The sequence below is a fragment of the Streptomyces sp. NPDC051907 genome, assembly GCF_040681075.1.
GTDB lineage: Bacteria > Actinomycetota > Actinomycetes > Streptomycetales > Streptomycetaceae > Streptomyces.
Genome location: NZ_JBFAYB010000047.1, coordinates 13,747 through 28,925, shown reverse-complemented (window position 1 = coordinate 28,925; position 15,179 = coordinate 13,747). Strand labels below are relative to the sequence as shown.

Here is a 15,179-nt window from a genome sequence, read left to right as displayed (position 1 = left end):
AGTGGGCGAACTTCCATACGATCCTGCGATGATCATAAGAAAACGGCTGGCCGCGGCGGCATGCGGCCTGCTCGCCGTCCTCGCCTCGGGGCTCCTCCCGTCGGCGGCAGCCGCCGACGAACCGGCGGCGAAGCCTTCCCCCAAGGTCGAGTTGGTCCTCGACGTCAGCGGATCCATGCGGGCCCGCGACATCGACGGCCAGACCCGCATGGCCGCGGCCAAGCAGGCGTTCAACGAGGTCCTGGACGCCGTCCCGGACGAGGTGCAGCTCGGCATCCGCACCCTCGGCGCGAACTACGCGGGCGACGACCGCAAGGTCGGCTGCAAGGACACCCGCCAGCTCTACCCGGTCGGCCCGCTCGACCGGACGGAGGCGAAGACCGCCGTCGCGACCCTCGCCCCCACCGGCTGGACGCCGATCGGACCGGCGCTGCTCGGCGCGGCCGACGATCTGGAGGGCGGCGAGGCCACCCGGCGGATCGTGCTCATCACGGACGGCGAGGACACCTGCGCCCCGCTCGACCCGTGCGAGGTCGCGCGGGACATCGCCGCCAAGGGCATCCACCTCGTCGTGGACACCCTCGGCCTGGTGCCGGACGCCAAGACGCGCGACCAGCTGCGCTGCATCGCCGAGGCCACCGGCGGCACCTACACCTCGGTGCAGCACACCGACGAACTCTCCGACCGGGTGAGCCAGTTGGTGGACCGCGCCGCCGACCCCGTCGTCACGCCCGTGGCGACCGAGGGCGCGCGGGAGTGCGCGAAGGCCCCGGTCCTCAAGGCGGGCCTGTACACCGACCGCGAGAAGTTCGGCGAGCACCGCTGGTACCGGGTGGACGTGCTGCCCGGCCAGGAGCTGCGCGCCTCGGTGAGCGTCGCCGCCGACCGGGCGGTGAACAACGACTACGGCGTCATGCTCCGGGCCGTGACCGTCCGCGGCCGCGAGATCGTCCGCGGCTCGGAGGCGGGCGACGGGCGCACCGATGTGATCTCCACCGGTCTGCGCTACCCGAAGGCGCCGGCCGAGGACGCCGACGACGACGCCAAGCCCGCGCCGGAGACCGTCTGCCTTCAGGTCAGCAACTCCTACTCCGCGCCCCCGCAGGTCAAGACCGACCCGGGGCTGCCCATCGAGCTGACCGTCGACGTCGTCGACGCGCCCGAGGAGGCGTCCGACGTCGCCTCCTTCGGCCTCGGCCGCGGCTGGTGGCTGCTGGGCGTCCTGGCGCTCACCGGCCTGCTGGCCGGGCTGCTGTGGGGCTGGGTCTCTCGCTGGCGCATCTCCGTCTGGAGGACCAACTGATGCGTATCTCACGCGCTTCGACCGCGGCGCTGCTCGCCGCCGCCGCACTCCTGACGACGGCCGGCGCCGCCGCGGCCGACGACTCCTCGCCGCGCCCTGCTAAATCGCGCGGCGAGAGCGGCTCCGGGCCCACCGAGGCCGGCACCTCCTTCCGTACCGCGACCGCCGTCGAGCAGGGCCAGCGGGCCACGGCGAGCGCCTCCGCGGGCGACTACCTCTACTGGGTCTTCCCCGCCGACGCGGGACAGCGCGCCACGGTCAAGGCCACGGTCACGCTGCCCGAGCCGGCCGTCCGCCACGGGGCGGCGACCTGGCGGCTCGACGTGTACGACGGGCTGCGGCGGCGTCAGCCCTGCATGTACGGCATGCAGACCCGGACGGCGGCGAAGGACGCGCCGAAGGCCGAGCTGTCCTGCACGCTGCGTCCGGTCCGCTCATGGGCGGAGCCCTGGGCGAACGACCCGCTGCCCGGCAGCTACTACGTGCGTCTGACGGTCCTCGACGCGCACGAGCAGGATCTCGGTCAGCCGGTGAAGGCGGAGCTGGAGCCCGAACTGATCGATGTGGGCGGCGCGTACGCGGGCGACGGATCGCTCGCCGCGCCGCTGACGGCGGGCGGCCCGAGCGGCGACGGGGCGAAGGGCGCGGCAGCCGTCGCCGAGCCGGACGGCGGCTGGTCTTCCGGCCGTTGGTCCGACCGCTGGATCTGGACCGCGGCCGGAGGGCTCCTCGGGGCGCTGGCGGCGATCGGCGGCTACCGCCTCACCCGGGGCTCCGGCCGCCCGGCGCATGTGCCGCCCGGCGCCTGAGCCGGCGGCGTCGCCCAGCGGGGGAGTGAGCGACTGAGGGACCGAGCGGCCACGGCGAGGCAGCGGTGGCCGCTCGCCCTCAGGCGAGCGCGGCGCCGAAGAGCTCGGGCTCGGTGGCGTAGGGCAGCCCTTCGAGCGGGCGGTCCGCGCAGAAGCGCGCGATCAGGTCGGCGAAGTCGGCGATGCGCTCCACCGGCGCGAGATGGTCGGTCTCGCGGATCGTCATAAAGCGGGCCGCGGGGAGCGAGGCGGCCACCTCGCGCCCCATGGCGGGCGTGGTGAGCGTGTCGTGCTCGCCGGTGACGACCAGCGCGGGGACGCCGGGGACCGGCTCGGGCCGGTACCACTCATGGCGCATCAGCCGTGTGTTGTGCTCGGCGGAGCTGCGCAGCTGCTCGGGGTTCTGCGTCGCGATCTGCTGGTAGACCAGCCGGGACACGGCGGCGTGCTTGCGGACGTACCCGGTGCCGGGAGGCGACATGAAACGGTCGGCCAGCTCCCTGGCGATCGGCTCCGTTTCGCCGCGCCGGATCATGCCGTCCCAGCGCGCCATAGCGGCCTCGTACTCCTCCGTGATGGCCGTGGTCATGCCGACGAACATCATCCGCTTGACCAGATGGGGGTAGTGCTGGGCGAAGCGCAGGCCGACCGCGCCGCCATAGCAGGCGGCGACCAGGTTGACCTGCGAGATTTGTAGCTGGTCGACGAGGTGGCGCACGACGGCCGCCAGGAAGTCGACGCCGTACTTCGCGGGCAGGAAGTCGGCCGAGCCGTAGCCGGGCAGGTCGACGGTGACGACGGAGCCGTGCGGAGTGAGCCACTTCTCGTGCCGCAGCCAGGAGTTGCGGTCCTGCGAGGACCCGCCCAGGACGAGGAAGGGCTCGGCGTCGCTGCGCTCGCCCCAGGAGATCCGGCAGGTGTAGCGGAAGCCGTCGTACGTCAGATCGCGCTCCTCGATCCGCGGCTCGCCCGCGGCGGGCGCACGCCGGCCGGCCGGGGCGGGCACGGCGCCGGGGGCGGGCTCGGCGGCCGGCGCTGGGAGCGCACGACCGGAGCCGCTCGCGGTCTCGTACGAGGCGGTGATGGCATCGGCAGACACAGGTGGACTCCATGAACCGTGGCTTGAGAGAGCAGGGCCATCTGCTTAACCCGCTCACCGCCCAGAGGTGTTGCCCATGCGCTCGGACGGGTTTGTCCACGTGCGCCTGAGCGAAGGGCGCCGCGCCGCCGCCGCGCCGGGCGAGTCGCTGCCCGGGCTGGGCGAGGCAGGAGTCCGACCGTCCCCCGGCCGCCGGCGGCTCGCTCTCCTGCCCGAGTGCCCGAGTGCCCGAGGGCCCGGGTGCCCGAGTGCTTGAGTGCGCGAGTGTGCGCGGGAGTCGGCGGCCGGGCGCCGGCTCAGCAGCTCTCGTCGTCGTACCGCGTCGAGTCGTACGCGCGGCTGTCCTGCGTACGACTCGACGAACGGCTGAGCTGCGGCCGGGTCCTCCTCGCGCACCCGATGTGCGCTCGGCCCGCCGCCGAGGTCAGCGAGGCGCCGCGACCTCCAGAAGGCGGCGGGCCGACTCGCGCGCCTGGGCCGCCGGGGCGCTGGAGCCGGTGATCGCGGCCGTGGTGATCGCGCCCTCCGCGAGCAGCAGCAGGGAGTCGGCGAGCCAGTCGGGCAGGCCGGACGCGCTCGTCAGCTGGGCGAGGTAGTCCCGCAGGGACTCGACGTGGTCGCGGGCGGTGCTCGCCACGCTCGGGGAGGTCGCGCCCAGCTCGCCGAAGGAGTTCACGAAGGCGCAGCCGCGGAAGTCGGGCTCCTCGAACCAGTTCTCGAGCCAGTCGAAGACCGCGAGCATCCGGTCCTCCTCGGCCGGCCGGCTCTCCACGTACGTCGCGAGCGAGGCGCGCCAGCGCTGGTCGCGCCTGCGGAGGTAGGCCTCCATCAGGCGCTCCTTGGAGGGGTAGAGCTGGTAGAGGCGCTTGAGGGAGACCCCGGACCCGTTGCGGATCTCGTCCATGCCGACCGTCTGCAGACCGCGCCCGTAGAACAGCGTCTCGGCCGCGTCCAGGACGCGGGCCTCTTGTGCTGCGGCTTCCATGCTGCCCATCCCGCCTTGCGTGAGAATCCCTGTTCTCCTAGGCTACTGCACACCGGGGAGAACGACCGTTCTCCCCACTTCGAGAGGGGACACCCATGACCGTGGGGCAGAGGCCGCCGCTTCCTCCGTTCACCGCCGAGACCGCCCAGCGGAAGGTCCGCGCGGCCGAGGACGCCTGGAACAGCAGGGATCCCGAGCGGGTCGCGCTCGGCTACACCGAGGACTCCGAGTGGCGCAATCGCGACGTCTTCGTCACCGGGCGCGCCGAGATCGTGGAGTTCTTGACCGAGAAGTGGAAGCGCGAGCTGGACTACCGGCTGCGCAAGGAGCTGTGGGCCTTCACCGACAACCGCATCGCGGTCCGCTTCGAGTACGAGTGGCGCGACGAGGAGGACCGCTGGTTCCGCAGCTACGGGAACGAGAACTGGGAGTTCGACGAGAACGGTCTGATGCGGCGGCGATACGCCAGCATCAACGACCTCCCGATCTCGGCGGAGGAGCGGCGGATCTCCCTGTGAGCGGGCGCGGCCCCGCGTGACCCCCCGCTGCCCAGTCCCGTCCCGGGCGTCGTGGGGAACGCCTGGGCGGGCGCGGGGGGTTCGGTGTGCGCGACGGCGTACGGAGGCCGGGAACCGTCGTTGGGAAACGGGCGTTCTCTGGGTGTCCTAAGGTGTGAGAACGATAATTCTCTCGACATCGTGGAGTCGCCGAACATGTCCAGACCCGAACTGGTCACGCTGCGCACGTTTCTGAGCGTGTACAGAACGGGCGGTGTGGCCAAGGCCGCCGACTCGCTGGGGATTTCGCAGCCCGCCGTCTCCCAGCATCTGCGGGCCCTCGAAGAGTCCGTGGGGCGGCCGCTGTTCGCCCGCGCCGGGCGCGGCATCGCGCCCACCGAGGCCGGCCATGTGCTGGCCGCCCAGGTCTGCGGCCCCATCGACGCCCTCGAAGGGGCCGTCGGCGTGCTGCGCCCCGACGGCCCCGGCCACGACGGGCGCCCCGTCTTCTTCGGCGCGCCCGCCGATCTGCTGGCCGGCTACGCGCTCAAGCGGCTCGCCCCGCTGCTGGCACAGGGCACGGTGGTGCGCTGCCGCACCGGCCTCTCCCCGGATCTGACCGCCGCGCTGCTGAGGGACGAGCTGGACGCGGCGCTGGTGACCAAGATCGAGGGCGCTCCCGTCAAACAGCTCTATCTGGTCCACTCGCACGACGAGGAGTTCGTCCTGGTGGGACGCCGGGGAGAGGCGGAGTTCGAGCCGGGCGCCCACGCGGCCGTCCGGGGCTTCGTCGGGTACTCGCAGGACATGCCGATGGCCCGCCGCTACTTCCGTACCTGCTGGGGCATCGCGCCCCCCGCTCCGGTGCTGACCGTCGCCGACATGCGGGCGGTCGTGTCCGCCGTCGCCGCCGGCGCCGGTCTGGCCGTCGTGCCCCGCTACCTCGCCCAGGAGGCGATCGACGCGGGGGCGCTGAGCCTGCTGCACCGCTCACGCGAGCCCGTGACCAACCCCATCTACCTCGGCGCCCGGCGCGGCAGAGAGCACGCGCCGGGCGTGCGAGCGCTGTTCTCGCGGCTCACCGGTCACAGCTGAGGCACCGGCGCCCAAGGGGAGCGCCCCACCGGCGAGTACGAGGGCAGTACCGGCGGCAGCGGCGGGGCGAGGGCGAGATGCTCGCGCGCCGCGTGCACCACCCGCCCGCCGACCATCGTGAGCACCGACGTCAGCCCCGTGATCCGCTCGGCCGGAACCGTCAGGAAGTCCTCGGAGAGCACCGCGAGATCCGCCAGACGCCCGGGCGCCAGGGTCCCCTTGTCGTGCTCCTCGCCCGTCAGCCACGCGCCGCCCGACGTCATGAGCCGCAGCGCCTCGACGCGCGAGAGCGTGTTCGCCCCCGAGTACAGCCGACGGCCGCCGACCGTGCGGCCGGTGGTGATCCAGTGCAGACAGGTCCAGGGGTTGTCCCCGGCCACCCGCGTCGCGTCCGTGCCCAGGGCGACCGGCAGGCCCGCGCGGAGCATGCCCCGCACCGGAGGGGTCCGCGCGGCGGCCCGCTCGCCATAGCGGGCCTGGAACATCTCGCCCTGGAACGCCATCCGGTGCTGCACGGCGACGGCGCCGCCGAGACGGGCGACCCGGTCGATGTTCGCCTCGCTGATCGTCTCCGCGTGGTCGAGGACGAACCGGACGCCCGGCCCGCCGGGCCCGTGCACGTCCTCGATCACCTTGAGGAAGCGGGTGATCGACTCGTCGTAGGTGGCGTGCAGCCGGAACGGCCAGTCCTTCGCGGCGAGCAGCGCCACGACCTCGCGGAGCCGGCCCTCCATGGCGGAGGGGAGATCGGGCCGCGGCTGCTCGAAGTCCTCGAAGTCGGCTGCGGAGAAGGCGAGCATCTCGCCCGCGCCGACCATCCGCAGCATCGCGTCGCCGTCGCCCGGGGAGACCAGCTCCGAGATCCGCTGGAAGTCGGCGACCTCCTTGCCGGGCTCCTGGGTGAAGACGTGGTAGCCGATGCGGACGGTCAGCTGGCCCGCCCTGTGCAGCTGCCCGACGACGTCGTAGTCGTCGGGGAACCGCTGGCCGCCGCCGCCGGCGTCGATCACGCTGGTGACGCCGCGCGCGTTGAGATGGCGCAGATAGTGCCGGGTCGACACGAGCCGGCTCGCGGGGTCGAGCGTGGGCAGCTTGGCCAGCGTGGAGTAGAGCAGCGTGGCGTTGGGCTTGGCGATCAGCAGGCCGGTCGGGTTGCCCGCCGCGTCCCGCTCGATCTGCGAGCCCGGCATGTCGGGGGTGTCGCGGTCGAAGCCGAGCAGCCGCAGGGCCGTGCGGTTGAGCAGCGCGCGGTCGTAGAGGTGGAGGAGGAAGACGGGCTTGTCGGGGACTGCGGCGTTCAGCTCCCGCAGCGTCGGCAGCCGCTTCTCCGCGAACTGGTGCCGGGTGAAGCCGCCCACCACGCGCACCCACTGCGGCGCGGGGGTGCGCTCGGCCTGGTGCTTGATGAGCCGCAGCGCCGCCGAGACCGAGCGCACTCCGGCCAGGGACAGCTCGTTGGTGTAGCTCAGGCCCTGCCGGACGAGGTGGGTGTGGGAGTCGTTCAGCCCGGGGACCACCCGGCGGCCGCGCAGTTCGACCACCCGGGTGCCCCCGCCGATCCAGCGGCGAATCTCCTGGTCCGTGCCGGCGGCCACGATCCTGTCGCCGCGTACGGCCAGGGCCGCGGCCTCGGGGCGGCGCGGGTCCAGGGTGGTGATCCGGCCGCCGAGCAGCACGGTGTCCGCGTCGCCCCGGGGAGCAGGCGCGGCGGACGCGGCGGACGCGGGGGAGGGAGCGGCGGCGGCGCCGGCCGCGCCGAGTGCGCCGGTGGCCGCCGTGCCCGCCAGTCCGGCCAGGACGGCGCGTCGGGACGCCGGCGCGCTCATCGGCGCGGGTCCGAGGTCGTGGGGGCGGCCGTGCTCGCCGACACGGCGGGACGGCGGACGCGGGAGGGCGATGGAGGTGACGACGGCATGGGGAGTCCTTGGTTCACAGGCGGTGCGGCGGTCGCCGTACGGGCGGCGAGGCCGTGCCCATGCGGCGCCTTCAGCCAATCCGCTCCGCGCGGACCGAGCCATGAACACATCGGCCCTGATCCATAAGGGTTCTTGTGTGCTTCCCGCCTGCCTGCCCGTCGCGGAGGCGACGGTTCAGCCGCCGGCGGACGGGGACGGCGATGCAGCGATCTCCTCGTGACCGACCGGCGCGGGCTGCGCGCCGGGGAGCGGCGCCCGGGGACGGCTGCGGACCCGGGAGAGGACCGGATCCGTCCAGCGCGCCGCCGGCGGACCGAGGATCACCATGATCAGTACGTACGCCGTGGCGATCGGGCCGATCCGGGGCTCCGTCGCGACCGCGAGGCCGGCGATCACAAGGGAGAACTCGCCCCCGGCGACCAGCGCTCCGCCCGCCCGCAGCCGTCCGCGCGGTCCGACGCCCGCCCGCCGGGCCGCGTATCAGCCGGTGAGGACTTTGGCGGCCGTCGTGACCGCCGCGAGCAGCAGCACCGGCGGGATGCCGGCCTGCGGACCTCCTCGCAGGCCGGGCCGGGCGTGCTCCGCCGTCACCGCCTGGAGCAGCGCAGCTTCGCGGGATCGACGACGGCTGCCATGCGCTCCATTCCGGCGTCCCCGGGGTGCAGATGGTCGCCGCTGTCGTAGACGGGACGCAGGCGCGCGGGCGCGGCGGGGTCCCGCAGGGCCGCGTCCAGGTCCACGACGGCGTCGAAAGCGCCGCCGTCGCGGACGAAGGCGTTGACCCGCTGGCGGAGCGCCTCGCCGCCCGGGGTCCAGTCGCGCCATCCCTGGTACGGCAGGACGGTCGCACCGACGACGCAGACGCCCGCCGCATGGGACCTCTCGACGATCTTCCGATAGCCGGCGATCAGCTGGGCGGCGGTGGGCGCGGCGGGCGACTTGATGTCGTTGACGCCCTCCAGCAGGAAGACCGTGCGCAGACCGCGCTGCGACAGGACGTCCCGGTCGAGCCGCTTCAGCGCGCTCTGGCCGGCGCCGTCCGCGAGGACCTTGTTGCCGGAGATGCCCTCGTTGGCGACGCCCTTGACCGGGGAGCGGGGGTCGCCCTGCAGCCGGCGCGCGAGGAAGTCGGGCCAGCGGCGGTTGGCGCCGGCGGTGGAGGAGGAGCCGTCGGTGATCGAGTCGCCGAGCGCGGCGACCGCGCCGACGCCTCGCGGCGCGTCCACCACCACGGCGTCGAGATAGAACCAGGACGTCGTCCGCTGGGTGTACGCGGCGGCCGTCTCGTCGGCGGAGTGGTCGCCGCCGGGGGCTGTGAACGACGTCTGGAGCGCCATCCGGTGGCCGCTCGGCGAGGTGCCCGCGCTGCGCACATACACACTGACGGCCAGGTCGGACTGCGGTCGCAGCGCGCCGGGCAGCGGGTCGCTGTAGACCGACCCGCCGGGCGGGACGGTGACGGAGGGCGCGCCGCGGAAGGTCAGCGCCCTGTTGGAGCCGGGTATCAGGGCCGCGCCGGAGCCGCGCAGCCCGGCGTGCGCCCGGCCGAAGTCCGCGGGCCGGTCGCCGAAGGCGTTGGTCAGGCGGATGCGCAGCCCGGTGCCGCCGACGCTGGTACGGACGACGAGACGGTACGTCAGCTGCTGCGCCGCCGTGCCGCTCAGCCGGTCGGCGCTCGCGGCCCAGGTGACGACGGGCACGGTGGCGGCGGGCGAGGCGGCGAGCGCCGGGGCGAGTGCGGGCGGGCGAACGGGGGGCGGGGCCGTCACGGGCCAGGCGCGCGAGTGGTCGGCCGGGGCGGCGCCTGGGACGGCGTGGGCGGCGCCTGCCGTCGCCGGCATGCCGGTCGCGAGGGCGAGCGCGGTCAGGACGCGGGTCGCGTGGGTGCGTAACTTCGGTCTCCGTGAGCTCTTCATCGTGTCGGGATTCCTCCCTGTACGCCTCGGGGCTCGTCCGGCCCCGGAAGAAGCGGCCATGGACATGCCAGTCAAGGCCGTGGCGGGCCCCGCTGTCCATGGGGCCTCGGCGGCGCACTCCTGGCGGAGTTCGGCGGCGGCCGGCAGACGCGGTTGGGCCTTGCCTGCCCATGCCTCGGCCGGCGCCGCTCCGTTCGGCCGGAGTGCTTCGAGTGTGCCGACGACGTCGCGTACCGGCGCGGCGGCACGACCTAGACGGGGGAGGGCCAGCCGGTCCGTCGCCGTCTCCAGCCGGGCCCTGGCCGGGTGCGGCAGACGGCCCAACCTCGGACGCGCGGCTTCGGCCAGTGCGGTGACGTCCTCGTTCGGGGGAGGGCGGGGGGATCGGCTGGGGTGCCGGAGTCTCCCCGGCCTCCTGCGCGCCCGGCACCGGGGCGTCGGGCGCCTCGGGGACCGCCGCGGCCGGCGGGGCGAGGTCGGGGAAGGTCGCAGCGGCGTCCGACAGCACCGCGATCGGGGAGCGTGAAAGCGTCCTCGTCGGGGAGCGCGAGGGGGCGTGCGGGGCCTCCGGGGAGGACTGCGGGCTCCCTGAAGCGGTCTGCGAGGTCTGCGGGGTCTGCGCGTCGGCCGTCGGCGCCGCGACGTCCGCGACCCCGGGCCGTAGCCCTTGGGCTCCTTCTCGGCCGCCGCCTCGGCTGCAGAGACGCTCGCCGCCTCGGCTGACGCGTACTCCTTCACCCCCGTACGCTCCGCCGCGCGCTTGCGAGGCCCGCTGACCCGAACTCCACTTCCCCGCACGCCAGTTACTTGCCGCCGCCCGGTCCGGCTGCGAGGATCGCATGATCGACTGACCTGAAGCCCGACCCTCTAGGAGCCTCGTATGACCGGGATCGAGCCGGCCGCCCCGCGGATCGACACCAGCAAGCCGCATCCGGCCCGGGTGTACGACTGGTTCCTGGGCGGCAAGGACAACTACCCGGTGGACGAGGAGCTCGGCCGCCACATCATGAGCATCGACGCGCGCGCCAAGCACGTCGCCCAGACCAACCGCTGGTTCATGCAGCGCGTGACCCGGTGGCTGGCGGGCGAGGCGGGCCTGCGCCAGTACCTCGACGTCGGCACCGGCATCCCCACCGAGCCCAATCTGCACCAGATAGCCCAGGCCGCCGCCCCCGAGTCCCGGATCGTCTACACCGACAACGACCCGATCGTGCTGACGCACGCCGAGGCGCTGCTGCGCAGCAGCCCCGAGGGCGTCACCGACTACATCCAGGCGGATGTGCGCGACCCCGACCGCATCCTCGGCCAGGCCCGCAAGATCCTCGACTTCGAGCAGCCGATCGCGCTCTCGCTGGTGGCCCTGCTGCACTTCGTGGGCGACGAGGACGAGCCGTACGCGCTGGTGCGCCGCCTCGTGGACGCGCTGCCGTCCGGCAGCTACCTCGTCGTCTCCCAGCTCACCGCCGACTTCGACCCGTTGGCCGTCCAGCGCGGCGTCGACATGTACGCGGCGGGCGGGGTGACCCTCGCCCCGCGTGCGTACGCGGAGATGGAGCGGTTCTTCGAGGGGCTGGAGCTGACCGCGCCCGGCATCGTGCAGTTGACGCAGTGGCACCCCGAGCTGCGCGTCGGCGAGGTCTCCGACGGGGACGAGGCGGTGTCGCTGTACGCGGGTGTGGCACGCAAGCCATAGCGGTCCCCAAAATCTGCTTATGATTTGAGCGTGTTCGACTCCCGGCACATCAAGACCTTCCATGAAGTCGTCCGCACCGGCTCGTACTCCGCCGCTGCTCGGGCGCTCGGCTATACACAGCCGGCGATCACCCAGCAGATGAAGGCCCTCGAACGGGACGTCGGCACCCCGCTGTTCATCCGCGTCGGCCGCGGCATGCGGCTGACGGAGGCCGGGGAGGCGCTGTCGCGGCACGCCGCCGTCATCCTCGACAGCATGTCCGCGGCCCATCAGCAGATGGGCGCGCTGACCCGGCTGCGGGCGGGACGGGTGCGCGTCTGCGCGTTCCCCAGCGCCAACGCCTCGCTCATTCCGGAGACGCTGGCGCGGCTCGCCCACGGCCACCCCGGGGTGCGCGTCGAGCTGCTGGAGAACGAGCCGCCCGAGTCGCTCCAGCGGCTGGTGCGCGGCGAGTGCGACATCACGCTCGCCTTCACCTACCCGGGCCTGCACGAGCATGTGCCGGACGAGCTGGTGGAGATACCGCTGCTCGAGGACCAGCTGACCGTGCTGTTGCCCAGCGGCCACCCGCTGGCGCGGCGGCGGGCCGTGCAGCTGACCGATCTGGCCGAGGAGCGCTGGATCGCCGGCTGCCTGCGCTGCCGCGCCAACCTCCTGCACGAGTGCGCCGAGCAGGGCTTCGCCCCCGACATCTCCTTCATCACCGACGACAACCTCGTCGTGCAGAGCCTGGTCGCGGAGGGCCTCGGCGTCGCCATGATCCCCGCGCTCGTGCTGAACTTCCTGTGCCACCGCAAGGTGACCGGCCGGCCGCTGCAGCCCGCCTCCCGGCGGCAGATCTCGGCGTACGTCCTCAAGGAGCATCTGCGGATCCCGGCGACGGCGCTGGTGCTCGACGAGCTGAAGACGGTCGCGGCCAACAAGGTGGGCTGCTGAGGCGGTCAGCCGGGGCGATCTGCCGAGGAGGGCCCGAGCCGAGGGCGGTGTACGGGCGTGGTACGGGCTCGGTACGGGCGCGTGCCTCGCTGCGAGCCGTGAACCCATAAGCAGGGCTTGGGAAGTGCGAAGAAACCCTCCTTGGACGTGATGGGTCGGGCCGCAGGACTCTGCCCGTATGACCACTTCGACCGCGTCCACCGCATTCAGGGCAGCACGCCGTACCGACCGCCTCGACGCGCTGATCGCCGAGGTGCGCGAGGCCGTCGGGCGGGGGCTGCCGCCGGACCTGACGGCCTATCTGGTCGGGGAGCGGCTGGCGCCGCACCTCGGCGCGGACGACCTCCTGACCCCGGAGCAGTGCGAGAGCGATCCCTCCCGCTACCGCCAGCACCTGCTGCACGCCGAGCACGACGGCAGCTTCTCCGTCGTCGCGCTGGTCTGGCTGCCCGGGCAGGGCACGTCCGTGCACGACCACGTCTCCTGGTGTACGACCGGCGTCCACGAGGGCGAGGAGCACGAGCGGCGCTACCGGCTCGTCCCCGCCACCGCCCCCGGCGCCTCCGCGCGCCTCATCGCCACCGGCGACGTCGTCAACGGCCAGGGCGCGGTCTGCGGGTTCGCCCCTCCCGGCGACATCCACCGGGTCTGGAACGCGGGCGCGGGCCAGGCGATATCCCTGCATGTGTACGGCGCGGACATCTCGCGTCTGAAGTCCAGCGTCCGCCGCGTCTACGAGCTGCCGGCCGACCGCTGATGGCGCTGCTGAGGGAACGTCCCGCCACGGCGCGCCCTTCGACAGCACCGCCGCGCCGACTGCCCGGACTCGCCCTCGCCGCCCTCGGCGTGGCCGTCGCCTGGGCCGTGCACCGGCTGCTGCCGGACGTGCCGATGCTGACGGCCGCCGTGGTGCTCGGCATCGTGGCGGCCCATCTGCCCAGAGCGCGCACGCTCGTCCGGGGCGCCGCCCGCCCGGGGCTGTCGTACGCCGGCAAGCGGCTGATGCGGATCGGGATCGTCCTGCTGGGGCTGAAGCTGAGCCTGGACGACGTGCTCGGCCTGGGCTGGGCGACGGTCGCCATGGTGCTCGGCGTGGTCGCGGCCACGTTCCTGGGGACCTGGTGGCTGGGCCGCCGGATGGGGCTGCCGGGCGACCAGCCGCTGCTCATCGCCTCCGGGTACGCCATCTGCGGGGCGTCGGCCATAGGCGCCGTGAGCGAGGCCGCGGACAGCGACGAGCGCGACGCGGCGACCTCGGTGGCGCTGGTGACGCTGTGCGGAACGCTCGCCATAGCCGTGCTGCCGCTGCTGCAGGGCCCGTTGGGGCTGAGCGACGCGGAGTTCGGACGGTGGGTCGGCGCGAGCGTGCACGACGTGGGACAGGTGGTGGCCACCGCGCAGACGGCCGGGCCGAACGCGCTCGGCGAAGCCGTCCTGGTCAAGCTGATGCGCGTGGCGATGCTCGCGCCGCTGGTCGCGGCCGTGGCGCTGTCCGTGCGCGGGAGGCGGCGGGCGCGCGCCGCAGGCGGACCGCAGGGCGGCCGGCAGCGGCTGCCGATCGTCCCGCTGTTCGTCGTCGGCTTCCTGGCCATGGTGGTCCTGCGCAGCACCGGTCTGCTCCCGGCGGCGGCCATAGACGGCGCGCAGCACGCGCAGGAACTCCTCCTCGCCGCCGCGCTGTTCGGGCTCGGCAGCGCGGTCGACCTGCCGTCGCTGACCCGCACCGGCGGCCGGGTGGCGGCGCTGGGCCTGTGCGCGTGGGGCGTGGTGGCGGGGGTCTCGTACGCGGGAGTGCTGTTGGTCGCGGGCTGACGGTCCCGCGGCGCCTATAGGCGCCCGGCAGCCGGGCGGCGCGCACGGGTCGGCGGCGCATGGGTCGTCGGCGCATGGGTCGGCGGCGGTCCCCGTTCGAGGGCGCGGGGACCGCCGTCTGTCTGCTCAGCCCGTCCGGCTCACTTGACGGTGATCACCGTGTGCGTGCCCTTGGCCGCCAGCTTGTGCCCGTCCCGTGCGTCCACGACCCAGGTGACCAGCGCGTACTCGCCCGGTGTGAACGGCACCTGGACGACGACCGACCGGCCGCTGGAGAGCGGCGGCGTCCCGACGCTCCCGAGCGGGAACGGCGCCGGGTGCGTCGGCTCTCCGTCGTGCCCGAGTCAAGCCGCCGACGCCCCCGGAACCGAGCCGTCCGGCACGTGCGGGCGCCCGCCGTCCAACGGCCGGGAACTGAGCGTGCGGTCCGTCCGACTTCTTGCGCGCGGGGAGTGCCCGCGAGCGAAGGAGGTGCGATGGGCGGGCTCGATGTGCGGATGCGCCAAGTCGTCTGCCGCCATGGCCGGGTCGAGGCCGTCAGCGAAACGGACTTGGAGGTCGCGGCCGGCGAGCGGGTGGCCCTGACCGGCACGAACGGATCCGGCAAGACCACGCTGCTGCGGGCCGTGCTCGGCCTGCACCACCGGGCCGGCGGCGAGATCCTCGTCGGAGGCCGGCAGGCGCGCACGGCGGCGGACTGGGTCCGGCGCCGGCGCGAGTGCGCGTGGATCCCGCAGAAGCCGGCGACAGGCCGCTTCCCGCTGCCCGCACGGGAGTTGCTGGCCAGCAGCGGCAGCCCGGCGGAGGCCGGCGACGCGGCGCGCAGGCTCGGCGTCGGCGAACTGGTCCGACGGCCGCTGCACACGCTCTCCGGCGGCCAGCTCCAGCGGATGCACCTGGCCCGCGCGGTCGGCTGCGTCGCCGCCGGCGCGGGGGTGCTGCTGGCCGACGAGCCCACCGCGGCGCTCGACTTCGCGGGCCAGGAGGAGGCCGCCGACGTACTGCTCGCGCTGCCGGTGACCCTGCTCGTGGTCACGCACGACCGCACGCTCGCGGAGCGCTGCGACCGGGTCCTGGAGATGGCCGCGGGCCGACTGCGGGAGGTCCGGTGAGCGCTT

The 15,179-nt window shown here is 73.9% G+C and carries 13 protein-coding genes and 1 pseudogene; 9 read left to right on the top strand and 5 right to left on the bottom strand.

From position 1 onward, the window contains the following. The first annotated feature begins 28 nt into the window (after positions 1-28). Together AB0M39_RS23465 and AB0M39_RS23460 are read left to right on the top strand one after the other, a co-directional pair. A complete protein-coding gene (locus tag AB0M39_RS23465) occupies positions 29-1,303 on the top strand; it encodes a VWA domain-containing protein (protein WP_365367405.1) in 1,275 nt (424 codons plus the stop codon). Then, a complete protein-coding gene (locus tag AB0M39_RS23460; RefSeq protein WP_365367403.1) occupies positions 1,303-2,112 on the top strand; it encodes a hypothetical protein in 810 nt (269 codons plus the stop codon). Before AB0M39_RS23465 ends, AB0M39_RS23460 begins: the two co-directional genes overlap by 1 nt. Positions 2,113-2,191: 79 nt before the next feature. Here AB0M39_RS23460 and AB0M39_RS23455 read toward each other — a convergent pair whose 3' ends face one another. Further along, on the bottom strand, positions 2,192-3,211 hold the full coding sequence (locus AB0M39_RS23455; protein WP_365367401.1) for an alpha/beta hydrolase: 1,020 nt from the start codon (positions 3,209-3,211) through the stop codon (positions 2,192-2,194). Positions 3,212-3,635: 424 nt separating this feature from the next. Further along, on the bottom strand, positions 3,636-4,196 hold the full coding sequence (locus tag AB0M39_RS23450; RefSeq protein WP_365367399.1) for a TetR/AcrR family transcriptional regulator: 561 nt from the start codon (positions 4,194-4,196) through the stop codon (positions 3,636-3,638). Positions 4,197-4,291: 95 nt separating this feature from the next. Here AB0M39_RS23450 and AB0M39_RS23445 point away from each other — a divergent pair, with 95 nt between their 5' ends. Both AB0M39_RS23445 and AB0M39_RS23440 read left to right on the top strand, forming a co-directional pair. Continuing rightward, positions 4,292-4,714 (top strand): nuclear transport factor 2 family protein, encoded by a 423-nt coding sequence (locus AB0M39_RS23445; RefSeq protein WP_365367397.1) that lies wholly within the window; start codon positions 4,292-4,294, stop codon positions 4,712-4,714. Between the two features lie 195 nt (positions 4,715-4,909). Then, the gene (locus tag AB0M39_RS23440; RefSeq protein ID WP_365367395.1) at positions 4,910-5,788 is read left to right on the top strand and encodes a LysR family transcriptional regulator; all 879 of its coding nucleotides are present in this window, start codon (positions 4,910-4,912) and stop codon (positions 5,786-5,788) included. Here the strand turns inward: AB0M39_RS23440 and AB0M39_RS23435 are convergent. From AB0M39_RS23435 to AB0M39_RS23425, 3 genes and pseudogenes are all read right to left on the bottom strand, one after another. Continuing rightward, complete coding sequence (locus tag AB0M39_RS23435) at positions 5,779-7,614, bottom strand: amidohydrolase (protein ID WP_365367393.1); 1,836 nt, start codon at positions 7,612-7,614, stop codon at positions 5,779-5,781. The two genes, AB0M39_RS23440 and AB0M39_RS23435, sit on opposite strands and share 10 nt — an antisense overlap. Before the next feature lie 366 nt (positions 7,615-7,980). After that, positions 7,981-8,256, bottom strand: a pseudogene (locus AB0M39_RS23430) (cation:proton antiporter); the annotation flags it as partial. A gap of 35 nt (positions 8,257-8,291) precedes the next feature. Continuing rightward, positions 8,292-9,620, bottom strand: a complete 1,329-nt coding sequence (locus AB0M39_RS23425; RefSeq protein ID WP_365367391.1) for an SGNH/GDSL hydrolase family protein — start codon at positions 9,618-9,620, stop codon at positions 8,292-8,294. Positions 9,621-10,500: 880 nt separating this feature from the next. Between AB0M39_RS23425 and AB0M39_RS23420 the strand changes: the two genes are divergently transcribed. The 5 genes from AB0M39_RS23420 to AB0M39_RS23400 all read left to right on the top strand — a co-directional run bounded on the left by AB0M39_RS23420 (position 10,501) and on the right by AB0M39_RS23400 (position 15,173). Further along, positions 10,501-11,313: an SAM-dependent methyltransferase gene (locus tag AB0M39_RS23420; RefSeq protein WP_365367389.1), complete on the top strand. Its 813-nt coding sequence runs from the start codon at positions 10,501-10,503 to the stop codon at positions 11,311-11,313. 30 nt (positions 11,314-11,343) lie between these two features. Continuing rightward, entirely contained in the window at positions 11,344-12,249 is a 906-nt protein-coding gene (locus AB0M39_RS23415; protein WP_365367387.1) for a LysR family transcriptional regulator, read from the top strand. A 178-nt stretch (positions 12,250-12,427) separates the two neighbouring features. Continuing rightward, a complete protein-coding gene (locus AB0M39_RS23410; RefSeq protein ID WP_365367385.1) occupies positions 12,428-13,006 on the top strand; it encodes a cysteine dioxygenase family protein in 579 nt (192 codons plus the stop codon). Beyond that, positions 13,006-14,061, top strand: coding sequence for a putative sulfate exporter family transporter (locus AB0M39_RS23405; protein ID WP_365367383.1), 1,056 nt, complete (start codon positions 13,006-13,008; stop codon positions 14,059-14,061). The genes AB0M39_RS23410 and AB0M39_RS23405 overlap by 1 nt, the downstream gene beginning before the upstream one ends. A 476-nt stretch (positions 14,062-14,537) precedes the next feature. Then, positions 14,538-15,173 carry an ABC transporter ATP-binding protein gene (locus AB0M39_RS23400; protein WP_365367380.1) on the top strand — a complete coding sequence of 212 codons (636 nt, stop codon included), beginning with the start codon at positions 14,538-14,540 and terminating at the stop codon, positions 15,171-15,173. The last annotated feature ends 6 nt before the right edge of the window (positions 15,174-15,179 follow it).

Excerpts from the sequence above, each read along its gene's own strand:
- AB0M39_RS23425 (WP_365367391.1), bottom strand. The coding sequence starts at position 9,620 with ATGAAGAGCTCACGGAGACCGAAGTTACGCACCCACGCGACCCGCGTC.
- AB0M39_RS23405 (WP_365367383.1), top strand. The coding sequence starts at position 13,006 with ATGGCGCTGCTGAGGGAACGTCCCGCCACGGCGCGCCCTTCGACAGCA.
- AB0M39_RS23440 (WP_365367395.1), top strand. The coding sequence starts at position 4,910 with ATGTCCAGACCCGAACTGGTCACGCTGCGCACGTTTCTGAGCGTGTAC.
- AB0M39_RS23435 (WP_365367393.1), bottom strand. The coding sequence starts at position 7,614 with ATGAGCGCGCCGGCGTCCCGACGCGCCGTCCTGGCCGGACTGGCGGGC.
- AB0M39_RS23465 (WP_365367405.1), top strand. The coding sequence starts at position 29 with ATGATCATAAGAAAACGGCTGGCCGCGGCGGCATGCGGCCTGCTCGCC.
- AB0M39_RS23420 (WP_365367389.1), top strand. The coding sequence starts at position 10,501 with ATGACCGGGATCGAGCCGGCCGCCCCGCGGATCGACACCAGCAAGCCG.
- AB0M39_RS23445 (WP_365367397.1), top strand. The coding sequence starts at position 4,292 with ATGACCGTGGGGCAGAGGCCGCCGCTTCCTCCGTTCACCGCCGAGACC.
- AB0M39_RS23400 (WP_365367380.1), top strand. The coding sequence starts at position 14,538 with ATGGGCGGGCTCGATGTGCGGATGCGCCAAGTCGTCTGCCGCCATGGC.
- AB0M39_RS23450 (WP_365367399.1), bottom strand. The coding sequence starts at position 4,196 with ATGGAAGCCGCAGCACAAGAGGCCCGCGTCCTGGACGCGGCCGAGACG.
- AB0M39_RS23410 (WP_365367385.1), top strand. The coding sequence starts at position 12,428 with ATGACCACTTCGACCGCGTCCACCGCATTCAGGGCAGCACGCCGTACC.
- AB0M39_RS23460 (WP_365367403.1), top strand. The coding sequence starts at position 1,303 with ATGCGTATCTCACGCGCTTCGACCGCGGCGCTGCTCGCCGCCGCCGCA.